The organism is Mycolicibacterium chengduense (assembly GCF_033741155.1).
Classification (GTDB): domain Bacteria; phylum Actinomycetota; class Actinomycetes; order Mycobacteriales; family Mycobacteriaceae; genus Mycobacterium.
The window spans coordinates 985,246-1,008,602 of sequence record NZ_JAWQNH010000002.1; the positions used below are offsets into that span (position 1 = coordinate 985,246).

Here is a 23,357-nt window from a genome sequence, read left to right on the forward strand (position 1 = left end):
AACAGGGCGCGCGCATGATGAACGCCATGACCACGCGCACCGCACGGACACTCGTCGCATGCCTGGCCGTCGTGGCGGTCCTGGCCGCGGGCGGATGCATGGCGGGCGGGCGCGCGCTCGGCGCCCCGGCCTCCGACGGCATACCGCTGGGGCAGTCCAGCCACACCCTGGACAGCGGCGGAATCACGCGGTCATTCCGGCTCTATCGGCCGGCCGGCCTGGACGCTGCCGCTCCCCTGGTCGTCATGCTGCACGGCGGGTTCGGGGACGGCGCTCAGGCCGAACGGGCATACAACTGGGACAGCCAGGCCGACAGTGGCCATTTTGTGGTGGCCTATCCCGACGGGCTGCACCGCGCCTGGAATGCAGGATCGTGCTGCGGACTCCCGCAGCGGACCGGCGTCGACGATGTTGCGTTCATCACCGCGATGGTGGCCGATATCGAAGCGCAGATGCCCATCGACTCCCACCGCGTGTACGCCACCGGCATGTCCAACGGGGCCATGATGGCGTTGCGTTTAGGTTGTCAGAGCACACTTTTCGCCGCCATTGCGCCGGTTGCGGGGACGCTGCTGACCGACTGCGCGGGCGCCCAACCCGCGTCGGTTCTTCAGATTCACGGCACCGCCGATGATCGCGTGCCATACGGTGGCGGGCCGGGCCGCGCCCCCAACGTGTCGGACGCACCAAGGGTCGACGGCCCGTCGGTCGAATCCGTCAACGCCACATGGCGATCCATCGACGGCTGCGCAGAACCCACCGTCACGGTGTCGGGCGAGGTGACCACCCAGGTGGCCGGCTGCGCGGACGGCCGCACCGTCGAGCTGATCTCCGTCGCCGGCGCGGGTCATCAGTGGCCCGGTGGCGTCCCGAGCCCGCTCGCTCAGCGCCTCGGCGACCTGCCGCCACCCTCGAACGCCCTCGATGCCACGGCGACCATCTGGCAGTTCTTCACGCAGCACCAGCGCTGATCTGACCCCGCAACCACGTGACTCTCAGTTGGAGTCCAGCCCAATTGGGCTGTCCTGCGACGCGTTTGAGTGGCCACTGACCACCGAGAAACCAGTCCAGAGATCCCCGCCGCGCATCGATTCGACCGCGGCGTGGCTGACGGGCGTCTGCTACTCCGGTTGGCGGAAGTAGGGTTCGACCGTGCCGGTGAGTTTGACGACCATCGGATTTCCGCGGCGATCCTTGGCGGTAGGCACTTCCACCCGCACCCAACCCTCGGCAACGTCGTACTCGTGCACGTTGGTCTTCTCCGCGCCATTGAATCGGATACCCACGTCGCGGCTCAGCACCTCTTCGTTGTAGAAGGGGCTACGCGGATCGATGGAGAGGTGATTCGGGGGAACGTCTGTGTTCTGATCCTGGGACATGATGGCTTTCGTTCATTGCTGCGCTGGTTCGGACGTGCTTCTCTAAGAACCTACGCGACCGTGTGATGGAGGGCGTCGCACAGGTCGCGGCCTTACTTCCATTCAGCGGTAAGTAGCCGGGCATGCATGGAGTCTTGCTCCAGGAAAACCGAGATCAATCACTTCATTTCTCTGGCGGTAGGGACGGTGTCTCCACGTCCCCGCGCGGGTTGCATAGGGTTGGACGGTCGATCTGCTCACGCAGGATGTCTCCGTGTCCGGCGTGCCGGGCAAATTCCTGGATCATGGCCAGAAGCGTCCACCGCATGCTGACGGTTCCTTCCCGCGGGTTGTCCTTGGTGTCGTCGAGGTCGAAGCCTGCCGCGATCTCCCGCGATCTTTGGCTGGCTCGTTTAAATTCGGCGACGACCTCGGCGAGCGACTCGTCGTCGCTAACAGAGAAGGTGCCTTCGTCTCGGCGCGAGTACCCGTCGCACTCCGATTCATCCAGTCCCGCCCAAAATCGCTGAAACCAAATCCTCTCTGCCCCCGCGGCATGCTTGATCAATGAGATTGGTGTCGTCAGCGATGCAACAAGTCGGCATCGGGCTTGAGCATCGGAGAGACCGCGGACAGTCTCGATGAGCGCCTCGCGGTTGTGGTCAAGCAGCCTCTCGATGATGATCCGCTCGGGACCGTTACGTGTTTGGTTGTCTGGCATGGCATTACTCTTCCTCGCGTCGGTTGGTCATATGGCGATAGCAGCTGCATTTCAAGGAGTGAGTGGTTCCAAGCCCCTGATTGCACATGGGCCAGTTTTGGTCGCTTTGCAGCAGCTAACCGAGACCGCTGTGTGTCACCATCGGTGCTGCGATAGAGACGCCTACCGGCGACGTGTTCGTGGGCGTCTGCGCAACGACGCTGCGTCATCACTGGGCTTCTGTGCTGACGATTAAACCGCGACCGCAATTCTTATCACTGGTCAAAGCGAGATCGTGCGGATGGTGGCGGTGGAGCGCCGCGGTGCGGTAACTGGCTCCCTGCGGGCGCTGACGCAAGTGCATCGTCCAGCTCGATACGGCCTACGTGAACACCATCGTGATGGCCGACAGCGCCAGCGTAATCAGAGCTGCAAGGGCTGCTGCTGTCCCGACGATCGTCGGGCAGCTCCGACCTTCACCAACCTCCAGACCATTGATGTGGACGCCGCAGCAAGGGCCACGGGCCTGGTTCGTGCAGTATCGGTAGTCATGCCGCACTTTCTTTGGGACCAGCACACCTGCCTGCCGTTGCAGGTCAGCGCGGGCGTCCATGACCTCACCCGCTATGAACGTCGCGGCGGGGCATGCGTGTCGGTCAATGCCGGCTATTCGCCGCACTCATTCGCCGACACGATGGCTCTGCTGCATCATTACCGGACCGCGATGGATGCCCTTCCAGACCTTGAATTGGCGGCGAGCATCGACGATGTGGATAGCATCACCGCGGCAGGCCGGATCGCCGTGGTGTTCGATCTGGAAGACTCCGCTCCGCTCGACGAAGACCTAGACAATCTAGCGACGTTGGCCAGCATGGGGGTTCGCACCATGCTACCGACCTACAACCACGCCAACCGTGCTGGCAGCGGCTGCCTGGATAACAACGACACCGGGCTGACGGCATGGGGTGCGGACATTGTCGCCGAGATGAACGCGGTCGGGATCGTCCCTGACGGGTCACATTGCAGCGCTCGCACCGGACTCGATATCTGTCGGACATCTAAATCACCTGTGGTGTACAGCCATTCGTGCATGAGGGCGATATGGGACCACCCGCGTAATATCACCGACGATCAAGCAAAGGCCTGCGCTGATACCGGCGGCGTCGTCGGTATCACCGGTGTAGGGATCTTCCTGGGCTCGAACACTCCGACATTGGAGGCGATGACGCGACATCTTGACTACGCCGTCGACCTGGTCGGAATTGACCACGTGGGCATCAGTAGCGATTTCTCCTTCGACCACGACGATTTCAATGACGAGTTATTGCGCAACCCGCACTTGTTCGACGACAGCTACACCCGTTGGGGGGCCATCCAATGGATGCCACCGGAAACCCTGCTCACCCTCGGCCAGCACCTCACCGGCGAAGGCTGGGCAGAGGCCGACATCGCCGCCGTCCTCGGAGGCAACTTCCACCGAGTTGCACGACAAACGTGGATTAGCGCCATGTAGCCGCCAGCTCTCCTTCCGTCTTTTCGGCGGGCATGCATCCGAAGTTGTCGCCTTTAGTGCGAGTTGTGTTCGCGGTGTGAAAGTACGACGACCGCGAAACCTACGAGCGGGTGCAGGCAGCAGTGGTCGCCGATCCCGCAAGCCGACACGCACGAGAGGTACGGCAAGGTCTGCCGCCGCTTTTCACCGAGAACGACGAGGTGTTCATGAAGTCGGCACCGGAACGGGCAGGGACGCGAGGAGAACCGGCAGTGTCCTTTGTAGAGATGTTGGACGACTCAGGCTAACGCGGATGCGGGGTTCCGATGGTGGAGACTAGGGTTCATGCCTGACGCTGTAGGTGACCGTCCGCAATACGAGGCGTTTGCTGATGAGTTTCGCGAGCATGCTGGCCAGGGTTTTTACAACGCTCACTACGATCGCCCCGTATGTTTGTCGTTGCTCGGCGATGTCGGGGGCTGCGTCGTTCTCGACGCCGCCTGCGGTCCGGGCTTATATGCCGACGAACTAAACCGCCGGGGAGCCCACGTGATCGGGTTCGACCAGAGTCCGCGGATGGTGGAGTTATCGCGTCGATCCGTCCCTGCGGGCGAGTTTCGCGTCCATGACCTGAGTCGGCCGCTGGATTGGTTGGCCGATGGGTCAGTAGATCGCGTGCTGTTCGCGCTGGCTCTGGAGTATGTCGACGACCGCGTTTCGGCGCTGCGTGAGTTGCGGCGGGTCCTGCGGCGGGACGGGGCTTTGGTGATGTCGCGCCAGCATCCAACGGGAGATTGGATGCGGCATGGCGGCAACTACTTTCAGGCACGAGTTATCGAGGAGACGTGGAGCCGCGGGTGGCAGGTCCGTTACTGGTTGACCCCGTTGGAGCAGACTTGCGAGGAGCTGCGCGAAGCTGGGTTCTTAATCGAACGGCTGCTCGAACCGCGCCCGACCGCTGAGGCCGCTAGCCTCGACCCTGAGCGCTACGCCCGACTGTGCAGCGAGCCCAGCGGCTTTCTGGCCATTCGGGCGATACCCGATCCGCGATTGCGGTAGACGAATGCCCCTGCAACTGATCATCGACACTGCCTATCTGGCACCCCCAACCGATGATGAGCTGGTTGAGCTCGCACAGCGGGCCGCCGAACCTGACGCTGTTCTTCCTGCGGCCAGATCGCACTTCGTGATGTGGATCCAGGACCGGACCAGGCGAGAGATCGAACAACAGCACATTGCACGTGTGCAGGCAAATCGCGACCTGACCCGTCGTCCCGGCTGGACGATCGACCTCGCGGTTATCGTCGAGGGCAAGCCAGTCGGCCTGCAGAGTCTTTCCGGGTTCGACCAATGGCCGCACCGCCGCATCGTGGGAACAACGTCATGGCTGCTTGCTCCGTTTCAGGGCCGCGGCATTGGAACCCGCGCTCGCGCAGCAGTTCTCGAACTCGCATTTGCCCATTTGGGCGCTGAGTTAGCGAAGTCCTGGGTGCTCCACGATAACCGCGCCAGTGTCGGAGTTTCGACCCGACTTGGCTACCGCCTCATTGACCGCCACGCCATCATCGAGGACGGTCGTACCCACACCGAAGAGGTTTATCAGTTGGATCGCGACGCCTGGTTGCAGTCGGATGTGCGCCAGCAGTACCTTCCCGTGATTACCGGTGTCGAACGACTGGTTGCGCTCCTGAATCACTAACCCTCCACCCACGCCTCGTCGCGTTGTCAGCTGCAGGTGGCGCCGTTTTCGAGATAGCACGTCTTGCCTTCTTTTCGTGCGCTTCGTGCGCTAACGATGCGGCGCAGCATGTGCGCGGGTAGGCGTTCGTGAAGCTGCTGTTCGTCGCACCAAGACCAATCGGCGAGCTCATCGGCCGGCAATGTGATGGCGGCAATCTGTTCGTCCGATAGCGCGGGCGCGTCGTAGACGAACAGCAGTCCTTCGATCGCGACAGCGTCTCGCGGCGCTACCCAGTCGACCACCAGGAGTCGCCCCAGGATCGCGGCGGGCAGCCCGAGTTCCTGGCGTACTCTGCGCGTCGCGGCAGCCAACGGCGCCTCGTCGGCCTCGGCAACTCCACCGGGGAGTTGCCAGTAGTTCTTGTAGGTGGGCTTGACCAATAGAGTGCGGTTCTGGTCGTCGCAGAACAGAGCGCCGGCGGCGATCCGCTTCTTCGGTAAGTCGGTGAGGTAGGCGGCGCGCTCGGGTGTCATTGCTGCAAAAAGGGATTCGGCCGGCATCTCATCTCCATGTTCAATGTTGCCGATAGTGAGAGTCACGGTGTGCGCGAGCCGACCGAGGCGCTCGCGCTCATCAAGCAATCGCTGATGATGAGTGCGCAGCATCTCTACGGGGTCACGCCGCTCGTCAACCACGGCCCTGATGGTCGTCAAATCCACGCCGAGCTCGCGCAGCAGCAGGATGTGCTGCAACCGCAGCAGTTGTCTTCGGTCGTAGTACCGGTAGCCGTTGGCACCCACCTCAGACGGCGGCAACAACCCGATGTCGTCGTAATGACGCAGGGTTCGTGCCGTGACCCCTGACATCCGGGCGACTTGTTGTATCGACCAACTCACCGACCGTCCTCCCCCCGTCTTGGTGTACTCACGCTAGAAGCTGCCGCCGCGAGAAGGTCAAATTGGCCACGTTGAGTTCTCGCTTTAGAGAGGGCGGCGTCTTCTACGCCGCGATGTGAGCGGCCTCTGCGGCCTCGACCGTTTGGGCGAGCAGGACCGCGATAGTCGTGGGCCCTACGCCGCCGGGAACGGGGGTGATGAGTCGGGCACGGCGGGCGGCCGCGGTGTACTCGACGTCGCCGATGTTGCCGGGGTTGTAGCCGGCGTCGACGACGATGGCACCGGACTTGATCCAGCTGCCCTTGATCAGTCGCGGCCTACCGACTGCGGCGACGACGATGTCGGCTTCACTCACCACGCCGGCGAGACCGACGGTTTTGGAGTGGCAGTAGGTCACCGTGGCGTCGCGCGCCAGAAGCAGCATCCCCACTGGCTTGCCGAGGATGGAGCTACGGCCGACGACGACGGCGCGTTGCCCGGCCGGGTCGACATCATAGGCGTCCAGTAGATGCATGATGCCTGCGGGAGTACAGGAAGCGAAGCCCTTGTCTCCCAGTGCCATTGCCGCGAAGGATGCGCTCGTCACGCCGTCGACGTCCTTGGTGGGGGTGATCGCTTCGAATACCTGCCGTTCGTCGATCTGGGGCGGCATCGGGTGCTGAACCAAGATGCCGTCCACGGTGTTGTCGGTTGCGAGCTTCGCCACTAGTGCAACCACTTCCACGGTGGCGGCGGTCTTCGGGAGGCGATGCGCTTGGGAGTTTAGGCCGACGGTTCGGCATCGGTTGGTCTTCATCTGCACGTAGGTGTGGGAAGCGGGGTCATCGCCCACCAGGACGGTCGCAAGGCACGGCTTTCGGCCCGTGATCTCGGCGAACTGTGCGGCACGGACCGCAGTGTCGGACAGAATTCGGTTTGCAACGGCGATGCCGTCGATTACGTCGGCGCTCACAGACGTCTCCTCAGTTGAGAGGAGCACCCAGGCGTTCGATGCTTCCGCGTTTTGCTTCCTGGTGGTGCCCCCACCTGCGCCAGTCGCGTCGGCCTCATCGTAGCGATTCGCCAGGGTGGGCTGACAAGTTCAGTGAAGATGACCGTCGCACTTGACTTGGTCGAACAAGCGGAGCCACTTTTCGGCCTGCTTGCGACTGGCGACCTTGTTCATTCGACTCGGGGTTTGGCCCGCAAGGACGGGCGGGTCCTTCCTTCCCACACACGATCGGTCGGGAATGCAGCGCTCAACTGTGCTGTGCGGAGTGCGACGACCGAAGACTGACCCAGTTACACCCGCGTCCTCGGTGACAACTTTGCTTAGTCGAACATCATGCGATCGACCAAAACAAAAAGACCAGCTAGAAGCTGGTCTCTTTGTCGGGCTGACAGGATTTGAACCTGCGACCACTTGACCCCCAGTCAAGTGCGCTACCAAGCTGCGCCACAGCCCGCGGTGCTGCCGGGATCGCCGGCAGCGGACGAAACTCTACCCCAGCCAAGCCGCCCGACCACAATCGCCCCACGCCTACCCTGGGCACGGTGACCCGCGATGACACTCCGCTGTGGTTGTTCGCCGATCAGCTGGGTCCGGCCGCCCATGCCGGTGAGCACGCCCACCGCGAGATCCTGCTCGTCGAGGCCACCTCGGCGCTGCGCCGGCGCCGGTTTCACCGGCAGAAACTGCACCTGGTGCTCTCGGCGCTGCGCCACGCCGAACGCGACCTCGGCGAGCGCGCCACCCTGCTCGCCACCGACACCTACACCGAGGCACTGAAGCAGTTCGGGCGTCCGGTCCTGGTCTTCGAGCCCACCTCGCACGCCGCGCAGCGATTCGTCCACCGCCTCAAGGAGCAGGGCCTGGTCGCCGACGTGCTGCCCACCCCGACCTTCGCGTTGTCGCGCGGCGAGTTCGCCGCATGGGCGGGTGAGCGCACCCGGTTCCGCATGGAGGATTTCTGCCGAGAGCAGCGCCGCCGCTTCGGCGTCCTGATGGACTGTGCAGAGCCCGTCGGCAACCGGTGGAACTTCGACGAGGACAACCGTGAACCACCGCCGAAGAGGCAGACCACCCTGGGCCTGCCCGCTCCCTACACCCCGCGCGAGGACGATATCGACGCCGCGGTGCGCCACGATCTGGACGCCATGAACCTCGACACGGTCGGCAGCGACGGGCCCCGGCTGTTCGCCGTCACCCCCGCCGAAGCCAAGCGCGCCCTGACCCGATTCATCGAGCACCGGCTGCCCAGCTTCGGTCGGTACGAGGACGCCATTATGGGTCAGGACTGGGCGATGTCGCACTCCTTGCTCTCAGTACCGCTGAATCTCGGTGTGCTGCATCCGCTCGACGCCGTGCACGCCGCCGAACGCGCCTATCGCGACAACAAGGCTCCGCTGGCCGCCGTCGAAGGATTCATCCGCCAGATCCTCGGCTGGCGCGAGTACATGTGGCATCTGTACTGGCATTTCGGCCCGGACTACACCCAGCGCAACGAGCTCAACGCGCACACCCCGCTGCCGGACTGGTGGACCACCCTCGACGCCGACAGTGTCACCGCGGCGTGCCTGCACGACGCACTGGCCGGCGTGCGCGACCGCGGCTGGACCCACCACATCCAGCGGCTAATGGTGCTGGGCAGCCATGCGCTGCAGCGCGGCTACCGGCCCGACGAGCTGACCGAGTGGTTCGCCACCGCCTTCGTCGACGGTTTCCGGTGGGTGATGCCGACCAACGTCGTGGGCATGAGCCAGCACGCCGACGGCGGCCTGCTGGCCACCAAGCCGTACACCTCCGCCGGCGCCTACCTCAACAAGATGAGCGATCACTGCCGCGACTGCGCGTTCGACCCGAAGAAGCGCCTCGGTGACGACGCGTGCCCCTTCACCGCGGGCTACTGGGCGTTCACCCACCGGCATCGCGATCTGCTGGCCGGCAACGCGCGCACCCGCCGGGCCGTCTCGTCGATGCAACGCCTCGACGACCTGGAGGCCGTCATCGAGCAGGAGTCAGCGCGCGACCGGTTCTGATTCGACGGCCACGACGTCCAGCGGTGCCAGCTGCGGGGCCCGCGACACCCGCCAGGCGTAGCCCACCAACCCCGCCCACGCCACCACGATCACGGCGTACACGACGGTCGACGCCGGCGCGTGCACCCCGAAGTAGGCGAGCAGCTTCTGGCTGTTGGTCAGCACGATCACCCCGCCCACGGCGGTACCCAGTAGGGCGGGACTCACGCGGCTCACCAGCCAGGCCGCCACCGGCGCGGCGATCACGCCACCGACCATCAAACCGACCACCACCGGCCAGTTGGCCAGGAAATCCTGCTGCAGCCCCACCAGGAAACCCAGCGACGCCGACACCGAGACCAGAAACTCCGACGCGCTGACCGATCCGATCACGGTGCGTGGCGCGGTCTTGCCCTGCGACAGCAGCGTGCTGGTGGTGACCGGACCCCAGCCACCGCCACCGGAGGCGTCGATGAACCCGCCGAACAACCCCAGCGGCGCCAGGAATTTGGCGCTGTGGCTGGTGCCGCGCGCGCCGAGGCTGAGCGGGGTGCGCAGCGAGAACCGCAGGAGCACGTACAGGCCGATGGCCAGCAGGATGGCCGCCATCAGCGGCGCGGCCTGCTCGGTGGACAGCGACGACAGCACCGTCGCGCCGGCGAACGCACCGACCGCGCCCGGAGCGCCGAGCTTGGCCACCAGCGCCCAGTCGATATTCCTGAACTTCCAGTGCGACAGCCCCGACGCAAAGGTGGTGCCCACCTCGGCGAGGTGCACCGCCGCACTGGCCTGAGCCGCCCCCACGCCGGAGAGCACGAGCAGGGTCGAGGCGGTGACGCCGAACGCCATACCCAGCGCACCGTCGACGAGCTGGGCGCCGACACCGACAAGGGTGAAGATGAGAAGCGAACGCATGGCTGCTTTCGGAAAGTGCGGTCAGCGCAGGGCGCACCGCGAGGGACGAGTGGGCGGCGTCAGGGACGCGGACAACACCACTCGTCGAAGGCCATCAACCGGCGCGACGGCCAGAACGGCTCCAGTGCGGACAACTCGGACGGCGACGCCGCAAGTGCGCGCTGAGCCATCGGTGTCCTCCTACTAACAAGCCGTCGGCAAGATTACACCGACAACAATCGGTATAGCCCGATTAGTCCCACCACCACGATCACCGCGCGTAGCGCATTGGGCGATAGCCGTCGTCCGTAGTGGGCACCCAGGAAGCCACCCACCAGGGAGCCCGCGGCGATCAGCCCAGCCGCCGCCCAGCTGATCCGGTCGAAGGCCACCAGTGTGTAGGCCACCGCCGCAACCACATTGACCAGCAGCGACAGCAGGTTCTTCGCCGCGTTCATCCGCTGCATCGACTCGGGCAGCAGCGCACCCATGGCGCCGACCAGCAGAATGCCCTGCGCCGCCGTGAAGTAACCGCCGTAGATCCCGACGGCGAAGGTGGCCAGCACCAGCGCGGTCATCCGCCGCGCGGAGATGTGCTCGGCCGACTGCCCCGACTCCTCGGCCCGGCGCCGCGCCCAGGACTGGATCCGCGGGCCGATCACCACCAGGATCAGCGCACCGATCAGCAGCACCGGCACGATCTGGGTGAACACCTTCTCCGGCAGGTGCAGCAGCAGCCACGCCCCCACCCCGGCGCCGACCAGGGAGGCCGGGATCTGCCAGCGCAACCGGTTCCACTGCCCGCGCAGCTCGCGGCGGTAACCCCAGGTCCCCGACACCCCGCCGGCCACCAACCCGACAGCATTGGACATCGTCGAGGTCACCGGCGGATAGCCCAGCGCGACCAGCGTCGGGAAGGTGATCAGTGTTCCGGAACCGACGATCGCATTGATCGCACCGGCGCCCACCCCGGCCAGCGCGATGAGCACCATGTGCGTAACAGACACTCCGGCAACCCTACTCAGGGCGTCGTCAGCGACGGCGGACCGGACCGCGTTTCTCCCGGACCCGGACGTTGATCCGCACCGGGCTGCCCTCGAACCCGAACGTCTCGCGCAGCTTGCGCTCCAGGAAGCGGCGGTACCCGGCCTCGAGGAAGCCGGTGGTGAACAACACGAACGTCGGCGGCCGGGTGGCCGCTTGGGTGGCGAACAGGATCCTCGGCTGCTTACCGCCGCGCACCGGCGGCGGGGTGGCCGCGACGATCTCCTTGATGAAGGTGTTGAGCCGGCCGGTGGGAATGCGGGTGTCCCACGAGGCCAGCGACTTCTCCAGGGCCGGAACGAGTTTCTGCACCGCGCGGCCCGTGGTGGCCGAGATGTTCACCCTCGGAGCCCACTGCACCTGCACCAGCTCGCGGTCGATCTCCCGGTCCAGCAGGTAGCGGCGGTCCTCGTCGACCAGATCCCACTTGTTGAACACCAGCACCAGCGCCCGGCCCGCCTCGATCACCATCGTCAGCACCCGCAGGTCCTGCTCGGTGATCGGCTGCGACCCGTCGATGAGCACGATCACCACTTCGGCGGCGTCGATGGCGCTGTGGGTGCGCACCGAGGCGTAGAACTCGTGCCCGCTGGCCTGGCCGACCTTACGCCGCAAGCCCGCGGTGTCGACGAAACGCCAAGGCTTGCCGTCTAATTCGATCAACGAATCGACCGGGTCGACGGTGGTACCCGCCTGGTCGTGCACCACGGAGCGCTCGTCACCGGCCAGCCGGTTCAGCAGTGAACTCTTTCCGACGTTCGGCTTGCCGACCAGCGCGACGCGCCGCGGGCCGCCGGGCCCGCCGCGCACCTCGGAGACTTCGGGCAGATCGGCGGTCACCACGTCCAACAGGTCGGCCACCCCGCGCCCGTGCATGGCGCTGATCGGGTGCGGCTCCCCCAGCCCGAGTGACCACAACGCGGCGGCCTCGGCTTCGGTGCGGTCGTTGTCGACTTTGTTGGCCGCCAAATACACCGGCTTGCCGGAACGCTGCAGCCGTTTGGCCGCCGCCTCGTCGGCGGCGGTCGCCCCGACCACGGCGTCGACCACCATGATGATCGCGTCGGCGGTCTGCATGGCCACCGACGCCTGCTCGGCCACCTTCTGCTGCAGGCCTTTCGCGTCGGGTTCCCAACCGCCGGTGTCCTGCACCACGAAACGCCGACCCAACCAGTTGGCGTCATAGGACACCCGGTCGCGGGTCACCCCGGGAATGTCCTGCACGACGGCCTCGCGACGGCCCAGGATGCGGTTCACCAAAGTCGATTTGCCAACGTTGGGCCGGCCGACGACGGCGATCACCGGCGGCGGCGCGTAGCTCTCGTCGTCACCGGCTTCGTCGTCGGCGAAGCCGATCTCCCAGTCGCTCTCGTCGGACCAGGTGCCGTCCGCGGACGAATCTGCATCGATGTCGGTCATGGGCATGCCCCGGCCCGCTGCACCACCAGATCGGCCAGATGGGCGACGACCTCGGACTCGGTCATCGCGCTGGTGTCGACGATCAACGCGTCCTCGGCGGCCCGCAGCGGCGACACCGCGCGGGTGGAGTCGAGGTGGTCGCGCCGCTGCACGTCGGCGAGCACCGCGTCGTAGTCGTCGGGCAGCCCGTTGGCGACGTTCTGTGCGTTACGCCGGCGGGCCCGTTCCTGAGCCGATGCCGTCAGGAAGATCTTCACGTCGGCGTCGGGCAGCACCACCGTGCCGATATCGCGGCCCTCGACCACCACGGCCTCGTCACCGGCGGCCAGCTCACGCTGCAACTGCACCAGGCGCGCCCGCACCGCGGGAATCGCGGACACCGCGGACACCGCCGCGGTCACCTCGTCGCCCCGAATCTCGGCCGAAACATCTTCGCCGGCAAGGTAAGCCGTGTCGTAGTCGGGGTCATAGCCCACAGCCAGCTCGGCGCCGTCGGCCACCTCGGCCACCGCGTCGGCGTCGGCCAGATCGACGCCGGCGCGCAGCACCGCCAGGGTGACGATCCGGTACATGGCACCGGTGTTCAGGTAGCGGGCATTCAGCGCATGCGCCAAACCCCTTGATACCGAGGATTTTCCGGTACCCGCGGGCCCGTCCAGGGCCACTGTCAGCGCTTCACTCACATCCCCACCGCCTTGTACAACTCACCGACCTCCTTGCGGGTCAACACCCGGATACTGCCCGGCCGCATCTCCCCCAGATTCACCGATCCGATATCGGTGCGCACCAACGCCTGCACCGGGAAACCGACCGCCGCCAGCAGCCGGCGCACGATCCGTTTACGTCCTTCGTGCAGCGTCACCCGCACCAGCGTCTTGCCGGGCAGGGTGTCCACCAACGCGAAATCGTCCACATGGGCCGGGCCGTCGTCGAGCTCCACCCCGTCCTTGAGCTTGCGCCCCAGCCCGCGCGGCACGCTGCCGAGCACCGTCGCGACGTAGGTCTTGGGCACCTCGTAGGACGGGTGCATCAACCGGTGCGCCAACTCACCGTCGTTGGTGAGGATCAGCAGCCCTTCGGTGTCGGCGTCCAATCGGCCGACGTGGAACAGGTGCTTGTTGCCCCGCACCCGGTGCTCCACCAGGTCGCCGACACACGGCCGGCCCCGGTCGTCGGACATGGTGGAGTGCATCCCGCGTTCCTTGTTGATCGCCAGATACATCAGGTCGTCGTTGAGCTGGATGCGGGTTCCGTCCACCCGGATCTCGGCGTTCTCCGGGTCGACCCGGGTGCCCAGCTCGGTGACGATCCGGCCGTCCACCTCGACCCGGCCGTCGGTGATCATCCGCTCGGCCACGCGGCGCGAGGCGACCCCGGCCTGCGACAGCACCTTCTGCAGTCGCACGCCTTCTGGCTCGGTCATATCAGTCCTTGTCCACATCGATCGCCGGCGGCGCCTCGGGGGCACTGCCGGTCGCGTCCAGCTTCGCGAATCTCGGCTCTTCGCTGAGGTTTTCGCTCAAATCGTCGATCACGTCGACATCGGGCAGCAGTGGCGCGATATCGGGCAGGTCAGCCAGCGAGGACAACCCGAGCCGCTCGAGGAACAGTTCGGTGGTCGCGAATGTCACGGCCCCGCTGTCGGCATCGGTTCCGGCCTCGATGATCAGGCCGCGCGCCAGCAACGTGCGCATCACGGCATCGACGTTGACGCCGCGCACCGCACTCACCCGCGCGCGGGTCACCGGCTGCCGGTAGGCCACCACCGCCAGGGTCTCCAACGCCGCGCGGGTCAGCTTGGAGCGGGCACCGTCGAGCAACAACCGTTCCACATACGGCGCATACCGGGCCCGGGTGTACATCCGCCAGCCGCCACCGGCCTCGCGGAGGTCGATCCCGCTGTCGCGAGCGGCCAGGTCGGCGGCCAACTGCCGCAGCGTGGCCTCGACCCGTTCGGCGGACTGCTCGGTGGCCGAGGCCAGCGCCTCCACCGGAGCCGGGGCGTCCACCACCAAGAGCAGTGCTTCCAGCACCGCGAGCAGTTCGGCGTCCTCGAGCGCGAGGTCGTCGAGGGTGACGTCACTGTCAAGTTCGGACGGTTCGGCGACCTCGGTGCCCAGATCGACACGCGTTTCGGTGTCGGTCATGTCGTCGGTCATCGGTCTTCTTCCACTGCGGCGGCGAGGTGTTCGTTGGTAGGCCGATCCCCGGTCCACGAAACCTGGAGCACACCAAGCGGTTCTGGTTGCTCGAATGTTACCGCCCTGGCCCGGTACAGCTCCAATAGCGCCAGGAAGCTGCCCACGATCTGCATCACGTCACATCCGGCGACCAGCTCACCGAACGACGACCAGCCGCCGATCCCGCGTTGCTCCAGCAGCCCCATCAGCCGCATCGCCTGCTCAGGCACCGACACCGGCTGGACGTGCAGATGGTCCAACCGCACCGTCGGCACCGGCCGGGGCGTGAACGCGGACGCGGCGATCTCGGCGAACCGCAACGCGTCCACACCCAGGGTGACCTCGGGTAACAGCTCCTCGAAGCGGGGTTCCAGGGCCACCGAGCGGGGGTAGCTGCGCAGCGCGGCCGCCTCCAGCTCGGCGAACATCTCGGCCACATGCTTGAACGCCCGGTACTGCAGCAGCCGCGCGAACAGCAGGTCGCGCACCTCCAGCAGGGCCAGGTCCTCCTCGTCCTGCACCTCACCGGCCGGCAGCAGCCGCGCCGCCTTCAGGTCCAGCAGTGTGGCAGCAATCACCAGGAACGCCGTCGTTTCGTCCAGCTCCAGCTGGCGGCCGATCTCCTTGGTGTAGGCGATGAAGTCGTCGGTCACCCGGTGCAGCGCGACCTCGGTGACATCCATGCGGTGGGCGAAGATCAGCTGCAACAACAGGTCGAAAGGACCCTCGAAATTGCTCAGCCGGACCTGGAAACCCGTCTGCGCGGTGGCCGGCTCGGGTTCGGCGGTCACGAACCGAACCGGTGAATGACCTCGCGAGCCAACGACCGATACGCTTGGGCGCCACCGGATTTCGGGGCCCACGAGGTGATGGGCTCGCCCGCGACGCTGGTCTCCGGGAAGCGCACCGTGCGCGTGATGACGGTGTCGAACACCAGATCCCCGAACCGTTCCACCACCCGCGCCATCACCTCGCGCGCGTTGACGGTGCGCGGGTCGTACCGGGTCACCAGGATGCCGGAGATATCGAGTTTCGGGTTCAGCCGGTCGCGCACCTTGTCGACGGTGTCGGTGAGCAGCGCCAGCCCACGCAATGAGAAGAACTCGCACTCGGTCGGGATGATCACCCCGTCGGCGCAGGCCAGGCCGTTGACGGTGAGCAGGCCCAGCGAGGGTTGGCAGTCGATCAGCACGTAGTCGTAGCGGTCGAGCACCGGGTAGAGCGCGCGGGCCAGCGACTGCTCCCGGCCCACCTCGTTGACCAGCTGGATCTCCGCCGCCGATAGGTCGATATTGCTGGGCACCAGGTCCAGGCCGCTGACCCGGGTCTTGATGAGCACCTGGTCGATCGACACCCGCGGCTCGACCAGCAGGTTGTGCACGGTGTGTTCCAGCTCGTAATGCGGCACCCCGAGCCCGGCCGACAACGCCCCCTGCGGGTCCAGGTCCACCAGCAGCACCCGCCGGCCGTACTCGGCCAGGCTGGCGCCCAGGTTGATGGTTGAGGTGGTCTTGCCGACCCCACCCTTCTGGTTGCACATCGCGATGACCTTGGCGGGACCGTGGCTGGTGCGCGGGGCCGGTTCGGGGATGGGGCGGGGTGGCCGACCGGTGAGGCCCACCTCGGGCTGGGGTTCGATTCCGAGGTGGAGGCTGCCGTCGTCGCTCATACGGCCCCTTCCTCCTCGGCGAACATCGCAGCAGAGTCTAGCCGTGGAGCGGGACCTGACACGGCAGACCCGCTGGGTAAGGTCGCGATATGGGTCTCACCCGACGTGCCCCGTTTCTGCGCTGGTCGTTCGTGCGGTTGGCCTGGGGCGCCCGCAACATCAGCAAAACCGGTCAGATCGGCGACGGGCGCGAGGCGGCGGCCGCCGAGTACGTGCTGCGCGAGGCCCGGCGCGGCGACATCGACGATGTGCTGGCCACCATCGACCGGTTCGCCTACGAGCAGTCGTTCCTGATCAACGTCGGCGACGAGAAGGGAATGCTGCTCGACGCCGCCGTCCAGCGCGCCAATCCCGCGGTCGCGCTCGAGTTGGGCACCTACTGCGGGTACAGCGCGTTACGCATCGCCCGGGCGGCGCCGGCGGCCCGCGTGTTCTCGGTGGAGCTGTCCGCGGCCAACGCCGATATCGCGCGCCGGATCTGGGCGCACGCCGGTGTCGCCGACCGCATCACCTGCGTGGTGGGCACCCTCGGTGACGGCGGCGCCACCCTGGACACGCTGGGCTTCGCGTGGGGGTCACTCGATTTCGTCTTCATCGACCATGACAAGGCGGCCTATCTCACCGACCTGCAGAGCATCCTCGATCGGGGCTGGCTGCATGCGGGGTCGGTCGTCGTCGCCGACAACGTCAAGCTGCCCGGCGCCCCGAAGTACCGGGCGTACATGACGGAGCGGCAGGGCTCGCTGTGGGAGACCGTCGAGCACCACACGCACGCCGAGTACCAGACACTGCTGCCCGACCTGGTGCTGGAGTCGCGCTACCTGGGTGCCGCCGGCTAGACAGCGCGCGGATGGGCCCCGGCCCACACCTCACGCAACGCGTTGACCGTCACCAGCGTGTAGATCTGGGTGGTGGTCACCGAGGAGTGCCCCAGCAGTTCCTGCACGACGCGCACGTCCGCCCCGCCCTCGAGCAGGTGGGTGGCGAACGAGTGCCGCATGGTGTGCGGTGACACGGCGGCGGTGACCCCGGCGTGCTCGGCGGCGTCCTGCAGCACCTGCCAGGCGCTCTGCCGGGACAGCCGGCCGCCGCGGGCGTTGAGGAATATCGCCGGTGTCCCTTTCCCTCGCCGGGCCAGGTCGGGACGGCCCCGCACCAGGTAGGTGTCCAGGGCGGCTACGGCGGGCCGCCCGATCGGGACCAGCCGCTGCTTGCCGCCCTTACCGCGCAGCAGCACCGACCGTGAGGTGGTGTCGACGTCGTCGATGTCCAGCCCGACGGCCTCGGAGATCCGGGCCCCGGTGGAGTACAGCACCTCCAGCAGGGCGCGGTTGCGCAGGCTCAGCGGCCCGTCGGAGTCGCGGTCACCGCCGGCGGCCTCCAGCAGCGCCACCACTTCGTCGACGGTCAGGCTCTTGGGCAGCCGGCGCGACGGGGTGGCCGGTTTCACCTCGCGGGCGACGTCGACGTCGACGATGCCCTCGGCGGTCAAGAATTTGTGCAGCCCCCGCACGGCGACCAGCGCCCGGGCTGCCGAGACCGCCGAGAGTGCGGCTGTGCCGGTGTCCGGGTCACCCTGGCGCAACGCGACCAGGAACTCGCTGACATCGGACTCCGAGGCGTCCCGCAGATCGGTGATTCCACGCTCGGTGAGGTGCTCGGTGTAGCGGCGCAGGTCGCGCCGGTAGGAACTGATGGTGTTGGCTGCCACGCCGCGCTCGATGACCAGGTGATCGAGATAACCCCGCACCTGGTGTTCGACGGCGCCGACAGCCGTGGTCACGGGTGGCCTTGGCGGGTGGCGAAGGCCCGCGGCCGGTCCGGCCAGGGCGTGTCCACCGGGCGCAGCCGGGACCGATCCGACACCGTGTGCGCGGCCAGAATTCCGCCCACCGCAATGGAATTCACGATCTCGCCGGCGAGCACCCGCTGCACGGCATCGGCCAGCGGCACCCATTCCAGGCGCAGGTCGGCCTCCTCGTCGTGCGCCTGGGGTCGGTCCACCTCGGTCAGCCCGGTGGCCAGGAACACCCGCACGCTCTCGTCGCTGAACCCGGGTGAGGAGTCCACGTCGACCAGCACGGCCCAGTGCCTGGCGGCCAGCCCCGCCTCCTCCTCCAGTTCCCGGGCCGCCGTCACCACCGGCGGCTCACCGCCGAGGTCGAGCAGTCCGGCGGGCAGTTCCCACAACCGGCGGCCGATGGGATGGCGGTACTGGTAGACCAGCGCGATGTTGTTGTCGTCGTCGAGGGCCACGACGGCCACCGCCCCGTAGTGCTCCACCACCTCGCGGCGTGCACTGCCCCCACCGGGCATCCGCACTTCGTCGGCGCGCAGCGCGAAAATCTTGCCGACGTAGACGGTTTCGGATTCGAGCGTGTCGAACTGATGCTCAGCCACGGTGTGCGGGTTCGGCGTGTTCGGCCACCAGTTCGCCCAGCGGAAGGCGTTCGCCCGCCTTGTACTGCAGCGCCGCTCCGATGAACGCGGCGAACAGCGGGTGCGGCCGGGTGGGCCGACTCTTGAGCTCGGGGTGGGCCTGGGTGCCGACCAGGAACGGATGCACCTCGCGGTCGTACTCGACGAACTCGACCAGATGCCCGTCCGGGGAGGTACCGGAGAACTTCAGTCCGCTCTCGGCGATGCGATCCCGGTAGGCGTTGTTCACCTCGTAGCGATGGCGATGCCGCTCGGACACCTCGGTCGCACCGTAGGCCTGCGCGACGATCGAACCCTTCTCCAGCACGGCCGGATACGCGCCGAGGCGCATGGTGCCGCCCAGATCGGCCTCGCCGGAGACGGCGTCCAGCTGGTCGGCCATGGTGGAGATCACCGGGTCTGGGGTGTCGGGGTCGAACTCCGAGGAACTGGCCTCGGTCAAGCCCACCGAGCGGGCGGCCTCGATCACGATGCACTGCAGGCCCAGACACAGGCCCAGCACGGGCACCCCACGACGGCGGGCGTAGCCGATGGCGCCGAGCTTGCCTTCGATACCGCGGATGCCGAAGCCGCCGGGGATCAGCACGCCGTGCACGTCCTCGAGCGCGGCAGCTGCCCCGGGGTCGGTCTCACAGTCGTCGGAGGGCACCCACCGGATCTCGACCTTGGCGTAGTGGGCAAAGCCACCGGCGCGCAGTGCCTCGGCCACCGAAAGGTAGGCATCGGACAGGTCGATGTACTTGCCCACCAAGGCGATTCGCACCGTCTCGCGCGGCTCGTGCACCCGCTGCAGCAGATCATTCCACTGTGTCCAATCGACATCGCGGAACGGCAGGTTGAGCCGGCGCACCACATAGGCGTCGAGCTCCTCGCGGTGCAGCACCTTGGGGATGTCGTAGATCGACGGGGCGTCGGGGGTGGAGATCACGCCGTCGATGTCGACGTCGCACATCAGCGCGATCTTGTTCTTCAGCGGCTCGGGCACCTCGCGGTCGCAGCGCAGGATGAGCGCGTCCGGGGAGATGCCGATGCTGCGCAGCGCCGCCACCGAGTGCTGGGTGGGCTTGGTCTTGAGCTCACCGGAGGGCTTGAGGAAGGGCACCAGCGACACGTGCAGGAAGAAGCAGTTGTCCCGGCCGACCTCGTGCCGGACCTGCCGGGCGGCCTCCAGGAACGGCAGCGATTCGATATCGCCGACGGTGCCGCCGATCTCGGTGATGACCACGTCGGGCCGGTTGCCTTTGGCATCGGGTTCGGCCATGGCCAGGATGCGCCGCTTGATCTCGTCGGTGATGTGCGGGATGACCTGCACGGTGTCGCCGAGGTATTCGCCGCGGCGCTCCTTGGCGATCACCGACGAATACACCTGGCCGGTGGTCACATTCGCCGACCCGGACAGGTCGCGGTCCAGGAAGCGCTCGTAGTGCCCGACGTCGAGGTCGGTCTCGGCACCGTCCTCGGTGACGAACACCTCACCGTGCTGGAACGGGTTCATGGTGCCCGGGTCGACGTTGAGATACGGGTCGAGCTTCTGCATGGTCACCTGCAAACCGCGAGCGGTGAGCAGCTGCCCGAGACTACTGGCCGTCAGGCCTTTACCGAGCGAAGAAGCAACGCCGCCACTGACGAACAGATGCTTCGTCGCGGTGTGCGGATGCTTACGTAACGGTTTCGCTTGGCCGGGCAAGGGCAACCTCCGTGGCGATGGGGCAAGGCAGCTGACTGCTACCTGGGGCCTGCCGACCCACGGAATCTCACCTTAACACCGACTCCGACAAGCTGTCGCTGGCGCGCCGGTGGGGGCACCGATTACTGCGGCTTACTGCGGCACGGTGACCGAGGACGCACCCTGCCCGATGCCGAACTGGCCCGGCTTGCCGCCGCGCACCAGATCGGCCAGCGCCAGCACGCTGGTGATCCGGCCGGACTGCGCGTCGACGTCGTCGACGGTGGTCACCGCGGAGGACAGCGCGGCGTCGGAGCGGGTGACGGCCACCGCAGCGGTACCGGTCGCCGACCCGTCGCGGCCGGCCAGCACGGTGCCCGCGCCGTGCGGCGCCAGGGCCGCGGCGAAGCGGGCCACCGTCGAGCCGCGGTTGCCCGCGTCGTCGCCGAGGTTGCCGCCGGTCACGACGAGCGCGGTGTTGGCCGCCCCGATGCGCTGGGCGTCGTAGGAGATGAAGCCGGTCTCGCGCAGCGCGGCCAGCACGGTGTCACGCTGATCGTCGGCCACCGCGGGCTCCTTGCCGGTGAGCAGCGCGATGCCGAGCAGATCACCGGCCTGTGAGCCCTGGTCCACCGATTTGGTGGACAGTTGGCGGCCGGCCGGCAGGATGGGCGAGTTCACCACGGAGAGCAGCTTTTCCGAGGAGTTGGCGTCGACGAACTGCGGGGTCAGCGCGATGGTGCCGGTGACGGTCGCCCCGCTCTGGGTGGCCAACCGGGTGACCGAGTCGACATCGTCGTCGGCGGCATCGGGGGTGCGGAAGATGACCACCGACTTGCCACCGAGGGTGTCATGCAGGATTCGGGGTGCCATCAGGCCGTCGAATTCACCTGCAGCGGCCAGCTTTTCGTTCAGCGAGTTCTTGTCGTCGGTCAGGGTGTTGATCTGCTGGTGCAGATCAGCCTTGTCCTTGCGCAGCCCGGACAGCACGGTGTCCGACAGCAACCCTGATCCCAGCACCACCCCGACGGCCAGCGCCAGGAAAACCGCGGCCAACGAAATCGCATGTGAGCGAAGTGAAATCATGCAGCACCCCTTGCCGGCACTATTAGGTCACCAAGCCCTGAACCCAGAGCAGGAAGCGGTTCCAGTAGTCGACCACCCAGTCGAGCACCACGGCGTCGGTACGCGACACCCACAGCGCCACGATCACGGCGATCAGCATGGCCAGCACCAGCAGGGCGATGGCACCCCCGGAGATGCGGCTGCGGTACAGCGTCGCCACGGCCTTGGCGTCGACCAGCTTCTCCCCCACCTTGAGTCGGGTGAGGAACGTCGAGGGATTGCTCTGCTGCCGGGAGCGGTCGAAGAACTCCTCGATGGTGGCGCTGTGCCCCGCGGTGACGATGAGCGCGGCACCGTGGTGATGGCACAGCAGCAGGGCTAGGTCGGCGGCCGAACCGGCGGCCGGGAAGGTCATCGCGCCGACACCGAGGTCCTGGATGCGTTCCAGACCGGGGGCGTGACCATCGGCGTCGGCGGGCAGCACCACCTGGGCGCCACACCGAAGCGCGTCGCTGCTGATGATCCCGGGATCACCGACGATCAGCGCCGGCCGGTAGCCGGCCTTGCGCAGGATATCGGCTCCGGTACCCACGCCGACCAGGACCGGCTGGTACTCCTTGATGAACGGTTTGAGCGCCTTGAGGTCGTCGGTGGCCGACGGGCCCTCTGCGACGACGACGACGTGCCTGCGGTCCATGTCGACATCGATGTCGGGGATGCCCATCCCGTCGATCAGCAGCGGGCTTTCACTGCGGATGAACTCGATGGTGTTGCCCGCGAAGGCTTCCAGGTGCGCGACGAGTCCGCTCTTGGCTTCCACCATGAGCTCGTGGATTTCCAGGTCGTTACGTTCGGTTCCATGCGCGATCCTGCGGTCGCCGGAGTAGACGCCACCGTTGTTGACCCGGACCCTGGCGCCGTCCTTGATCTTCTTGAAGACCTCGGGCCCCGCTTCGTCGATCAGCACGATGCCGTTGGCCACCAACACTTCTGGCCCCAGGTTCGGGTAGCGACCCGAGATGGACGGGGACGCGTTGACCACCGCGGACACGCCCGCCTCGACGAGCGCGTCGGCGGTGATCCGGTCCAGATCGAGAGCGTCGAGGACGACGACGTCCCCGGGCCCGACGCGGCGCAGAAGTCGGTCGATGTCGCGATCAACGCGGGCGGTACCGATGACGCCCGGCTTTGAGCTGGCATTACGGGATAGCAGCGCTGACATCTTCATGGGGCCGATTCTGTCGGCCAACCCTCAAGTTGAGGTGGAGGCGCGCCGTAACACCAGCCCCACAAGTTTTCTTTTGTCACATCTGCAACAGCCAGAGCGTCTCAATCACGTCTCGCCGCGTAATGCCGCGCCGCCTTGGCGCGGTTACCGCAGGTGGTCATCGAATGCCAGCGCCGGGTGCCGTTTTTCGAGGAGTCGTAGAACCAGAGGATGCAGTGCGGGTGGGCGCACTGTTTGATCCGCTCCGGGGACTCCGCGAGCAACCGCGCCAGGTCGGCGGCGGCCAGCCAGCCGGCCAGCCACTGCGGGTCCGGCACGTCGGCTTCGTCGTACGGACCCGCGTCGGTCAGCCGGCGTTTGAGGCGCCCGCGCTCGAGCACGTCGTTCACCTCGTCGAGCGCACCATCCTTGACGGCGAGCAGGATCGCCTCCCGGGCCCGCACCAGTACCGCACGGGTGGGCTCGTCGGCGGCGCAACGGTCGGCCAGGTCGTTGGTCTGCAGCCAGCACTGCAGTCCGGCCGTATCGGCCAGCAGATCGCGCGGCCCCTCGGGGGACATCCAGCGGGTGTTCAACAGGTCCAGCGCAAGGGGTTCGCCGAGGTGCGGACGCGGATCGCGCATATCCCA

General features: G+C 66.8%; 24 protein-coding genes and 1 tRNA gene. 6 read left to right on the plus strand and 19 right to left on the minus strand.

The features are described 5' to 3' along the window. The first annotated feature begins 17 nt into the window (after positions 1–17). The gene (locus tag SBI67_RS10275; RefSeq protein ID WP_413232455.1) at positions 18–971 is read left to right on the plus strand and encodes an extracellular catalytic domain type 1 short-chain-length polyhydroxyalkanoate depolymerase; all 954 of its coding nucleotides are present in this window, start codon (positions 18–20) and stop codon (positions 969–971) included. A gap of 150 nt (positions 972–1,121) precedes the next feature. Here the strand turns inward: SBI67_RS10275 and SBI67_RS10280 are convergent, their stop codons facing one another. After that, positions 1,122–1,379, minus strand: a complete 258-nt coding sequence (locus SBI67_RS10280) for a DUF3297 family protein (protein ID WP_318980417.1) — start codon at positions 1,377–1,379, stop codon at positions 1,122–1,124. 163 nt (positions 1,380–1,542) lie between these two features. Beyond that, a complete protein-coding gene (locus tag SBI67_RS10285; RefSeq protein WP_318980418.1) occupies positions 1,543–2,079 on the minus strand; it encodes a DinB family protein in 537 nt (178 codons plus the stop codon). Between the two features lie 529 nt (positions 2,080–2,608). Between SBI67_RS10285 and SBI67_RS10290 the strand changes: the two genes are divergently transcribed. From SBI67_RS10290 to SBI67_RS10300, 3 genes are all read left to right on the plus strand, one after another. Continuing rightward, a complete protein-coding gene (locus SBI67_RS10290) occupies positions 2,609–3,571 on the plus strand; it encodes a dipeptidase (protein ID WP_318980511.1) in 963 nt (320 codons plus the stop codon). A 324-nt stretch (positions 3,572–3,895) separates the two neighbouring features. Further along, positions 3,896–4,609 (plus strand): class I SAM-dependent methyltransferase, encoded by a 714-nt coding sequence (locus SBI67_RS10295; RefSeq protein WP_318980419.1) that lies wholly within the window; start codon positions 3,896–3,898, stop codon positions 4,607–4,609. Between the two features lie 4 nt (positions 4,610–4,613). Beyond that, positions 4,614–5,249: a GNAT family N-acetyltransferase gene (locus tag SBI67_RS10300; protein WP_318980420.1), complete on the plus strand. Its 636-nt coding sequence runs from the start codon at positions 4,614–4,616 to the stop codon at positions 5,247–5,249. A 26-nt stretch (positions 5,250–5,275) separates the two neighbouring features. Here the strand turns inward: SBI67_RS10300 and SBI67_RS10305 are convergent, their stop codons facing one another. The 3 genes from SBI67_RS10305 to SBI67_RS10315 form a co-directional block, all read right to left on the minus strand. Continuing rightward, on the minus strand, positions 5,276–6,127 hold the full coding sequence (locus SBI67_RS10305; protein ID WP_318980421.1) for a MerR family transcriptional regulator: 852 nt from the start codon (positions 6,125–6,127) through the stop codon (positions 5,276–5,278). A 103-nt stretch (positions 6,128–6,230) separates the two neighbouring features. Further along, the gene (locus tag SBI67_RS10310) at positions 6,231–7,079 is read right to left on the minus strand and encodes a bifunctional 5,10-methylenetetrahydrofolate dehydrogenase/5,10-methenyltetrahydrofolate cyclohydrolase (RefSeq protein WP_318980422.1); all 849 of its coding nucleotides are present in this window, start codon (positions 7,077–7,079) and stop codon (positions 6,231–6,233) included. Positions 7,080–7,498: 419 nt separating this feature from the next. Next, positions 7,499–7,572 (minus strand) — tRNA-Pro (locus SBI67_RS10315). An 88-nt stretch (positions 7,573–7,660) separates the two neighbouring features. On the opposite strand from SBI67_RS10315, the gene SBI67_RS10320 reads away from it, so the two are divergent. Then, on the plus strand, positions 7,661–9,145 hold the full coding sequence (locus SBI67_RS10320) for a cryptochrome/photolyase family protein (RefSeq protein WP_318980423.1): 1,485 nt from the start codon (positions 7,661–7,663) through the stop codon (positions 9,143–9,145). Here the strand turns inward: SBI67_RS10320 and SBI67_RS10325 are convergent. From SBI67_RS10325 to SBI67_RS10360, 8 genes are all read right to left on the minus strand, one after another. Then, positions 9,125–10,039: a sulfite exporter TauE/SafE family protein gene (locus SBI67_RS10325; protein WP_318980424.1), complete on the minus strand. Its 915-nt coding sequence runs from the start codon at positions 10,037–10,039 to the stop codon at positions 9,125–9,127. The genes SBI67_RS10320 and SBI67_RS10325 overlap by 21 nt on opposite strands. Positions 10,040–10,242: 203 nt before the next feature. Continuing rightward, entirely contained in the window at positions 10,243–11,010 is a 768-nt protein-coding gene (locus tag SBI67_RS10330) for a sulfite exporter TauE/SafE family protein (RefSeq protein WP_413232456.1), read from the minus strand. A 40-nt stretch (positions 11,011–11,050) separates the two neighbouring features. Next, complete coding sequence (gene der / locus SBI67_RS10335; RefSeq protein ID WP_318980426.1) at positions 11,051–12,481, minus strand: ribosome biogenesis GTPase Der; 1,431 nt, start codon at positions 12,479–12,481, stop codon at positions 11,051–11,053. After that, positions 12,478–13,164 carry a (d)CMP kinase gene (gene cmk, locus SBI67_RS10340; protein ID WP_318980427.1) on the minus strand — a complete coding sequence of 229 codons (687 nt, stop codon included), beginning with the start codon at positions 13,162–13,164 and terminating at the stop codon, positions 12,478–12,480. The genes der and cmk overlap by 4 nt, the downstream gene beginning before the upstream one ends. Next, positions 13,161–13,904, minus strand: a complete 744-nt coding sequence (locus SBI67_RS10345) for a pseudouridine synthase (protein WP_318980428.1) — start codon at positions 13,902–13,904, stop codon at positions 13,161–13,163. Before SBI67_RS10345 ends, cmk begins: the two co-directional genes overlap by 4 nt. A gap of 1 nt (position 13,905) precedes the next feature. After that, on the minus strand, positions 13,906–14,640 hold the full coding sequence (gene scpB / locus SBI67_RS10350) for an SMC-Scp complex subunit ScpB (protein WP_318980429.1): 735 nt from the start codon (positions 14,638–14,640) through the stop codon (positions 13,906–13,908). Next, positions 14,637–15,452 carry a segregation/condensation protein A gene (locus SBI67_RS10355; RefSeq protein ID WP_318980430.1) on the minus strand — a complete coding sequence of 272 codons (816 nt, stop codon included), beginning with the start codon at positions 15,450–15,452 and terminating at the stop codon, positions 14,637–14,639. The genes scpB and SBI67_RS10355 overlap by 4 nt, the downstream gene beginning before the upstream one ends. Beyond that, positions 15,449–16,330: a ParA family protein gene (locus SBI67_RS10360; protein ID WP_318980431.1), complete on the minus strand. Its 882-nt coding sequence runs from the start codon at positions 16,328–16,330 to the stop codon at positions 15,449–15,451. The genes SBI67_RS10355 and SBI67_RS10360 overlap by 4 nt, the downstream gene beginning before the upstream one ends. Positions 16,331–16,419: 89 nt before the next feature. Between SBI67_RS10360 and SBI67_RS10365 the strand changes: the two genes are divergently transcribed. Continuing rightward, a complete protein-coding gene (locus SBI67_RS10365; RefSeq protein ID WP_318980432.1) occupies positions 16,420–17,169 on the plus strand; it encodes an O-methyltransferase in 750 nt (249 codons plus the stop codon). Here the strand turns inward: SBI67_RS10365 and xerD are convergent. The 6 genes from xerD to SBI67_RS10395 form a co-directional block, all read right to left on the minus strand. Further along, the gene (xerD, locus tag SBI67_RS10370; protein ID WP_318980433.1) at positions 17,166–18,113 is read right to left on the minus strand and encodes a site-specific tyrosine recombinase XerD; all 948 of its coding nucleotides are present in this window, start codon (positions 18,111–18,113) and stop codon (positions 17,166–17,168) included. The genes SBI67_RS10365 and xerD overlap by 4 nt on opposite strands. Then, complete coding sequence (locus tag SBI67_RS10375) at positions 18,110–18,730, minus strand: NUDIX domain-containing protein (RefSeq protein WP_318980434.1); 621 nt, start codon at positions 18,728–18,730, stop codon at positions 18,110–18,112. Before SBI67_RS10375 ends, xerD begins: the two co-directional genes overlap by 4 nt. Then, positions 18,723–20,456 carry a CTP synthase gene (gene pyrG, locus SBI67_RS10380; RefSeq protein ID WP_266049490.1) on the minus strand — a complete coding sequence of 578 codons (1,734 nt, stop codon included), beginning with the start codon at positions 20,454–20,456 and terminating at the stop codon, positions 18,723–18,725. The genes SBI67_RS10375 and pyrG overlap by 8 nt, the downstream gene beginning before the upstream one ends. A 132-nt stretch (positions 20,457–20,588) precedes the next feature. Continuing rightward, a complete protein-coding gene (locus SBI67_RS10385) occupies positions 20,589–21,521 on the minus strand; it encodes a copper transporter (protein WP_318980435.1) in 933 nt (310 codons plus the stop codon). Between the two features lie 22 nt (positions 21,522–21,543). Beyond that, entirely contained in the window at positions 21,544–22,728 is a 1,185-nt protein-coding gene (gene steA, locus SBI67_RS10390) for a putative cytokinetic ring protein SteA (RefSeq protein WP_318980436.1), read from the minus strand. Positions 22,729–22,829: 101 nt separating this feature from the next. After that, the gene (locus tag SBI67_RS10395) at positions 22,830–23,351 is read right to left on the minus strand and encodes a CGNR zinc finger domain-containing protein (RefSeq protein WP_318980437.1); all 522 of its coding nucleotides are present in this window, start codon (positions 23,349–23,351) and stop codon (positions 22,830–22,832) included. Positions 23,352–23,357 lie beyond the last annotated feature (6 nt).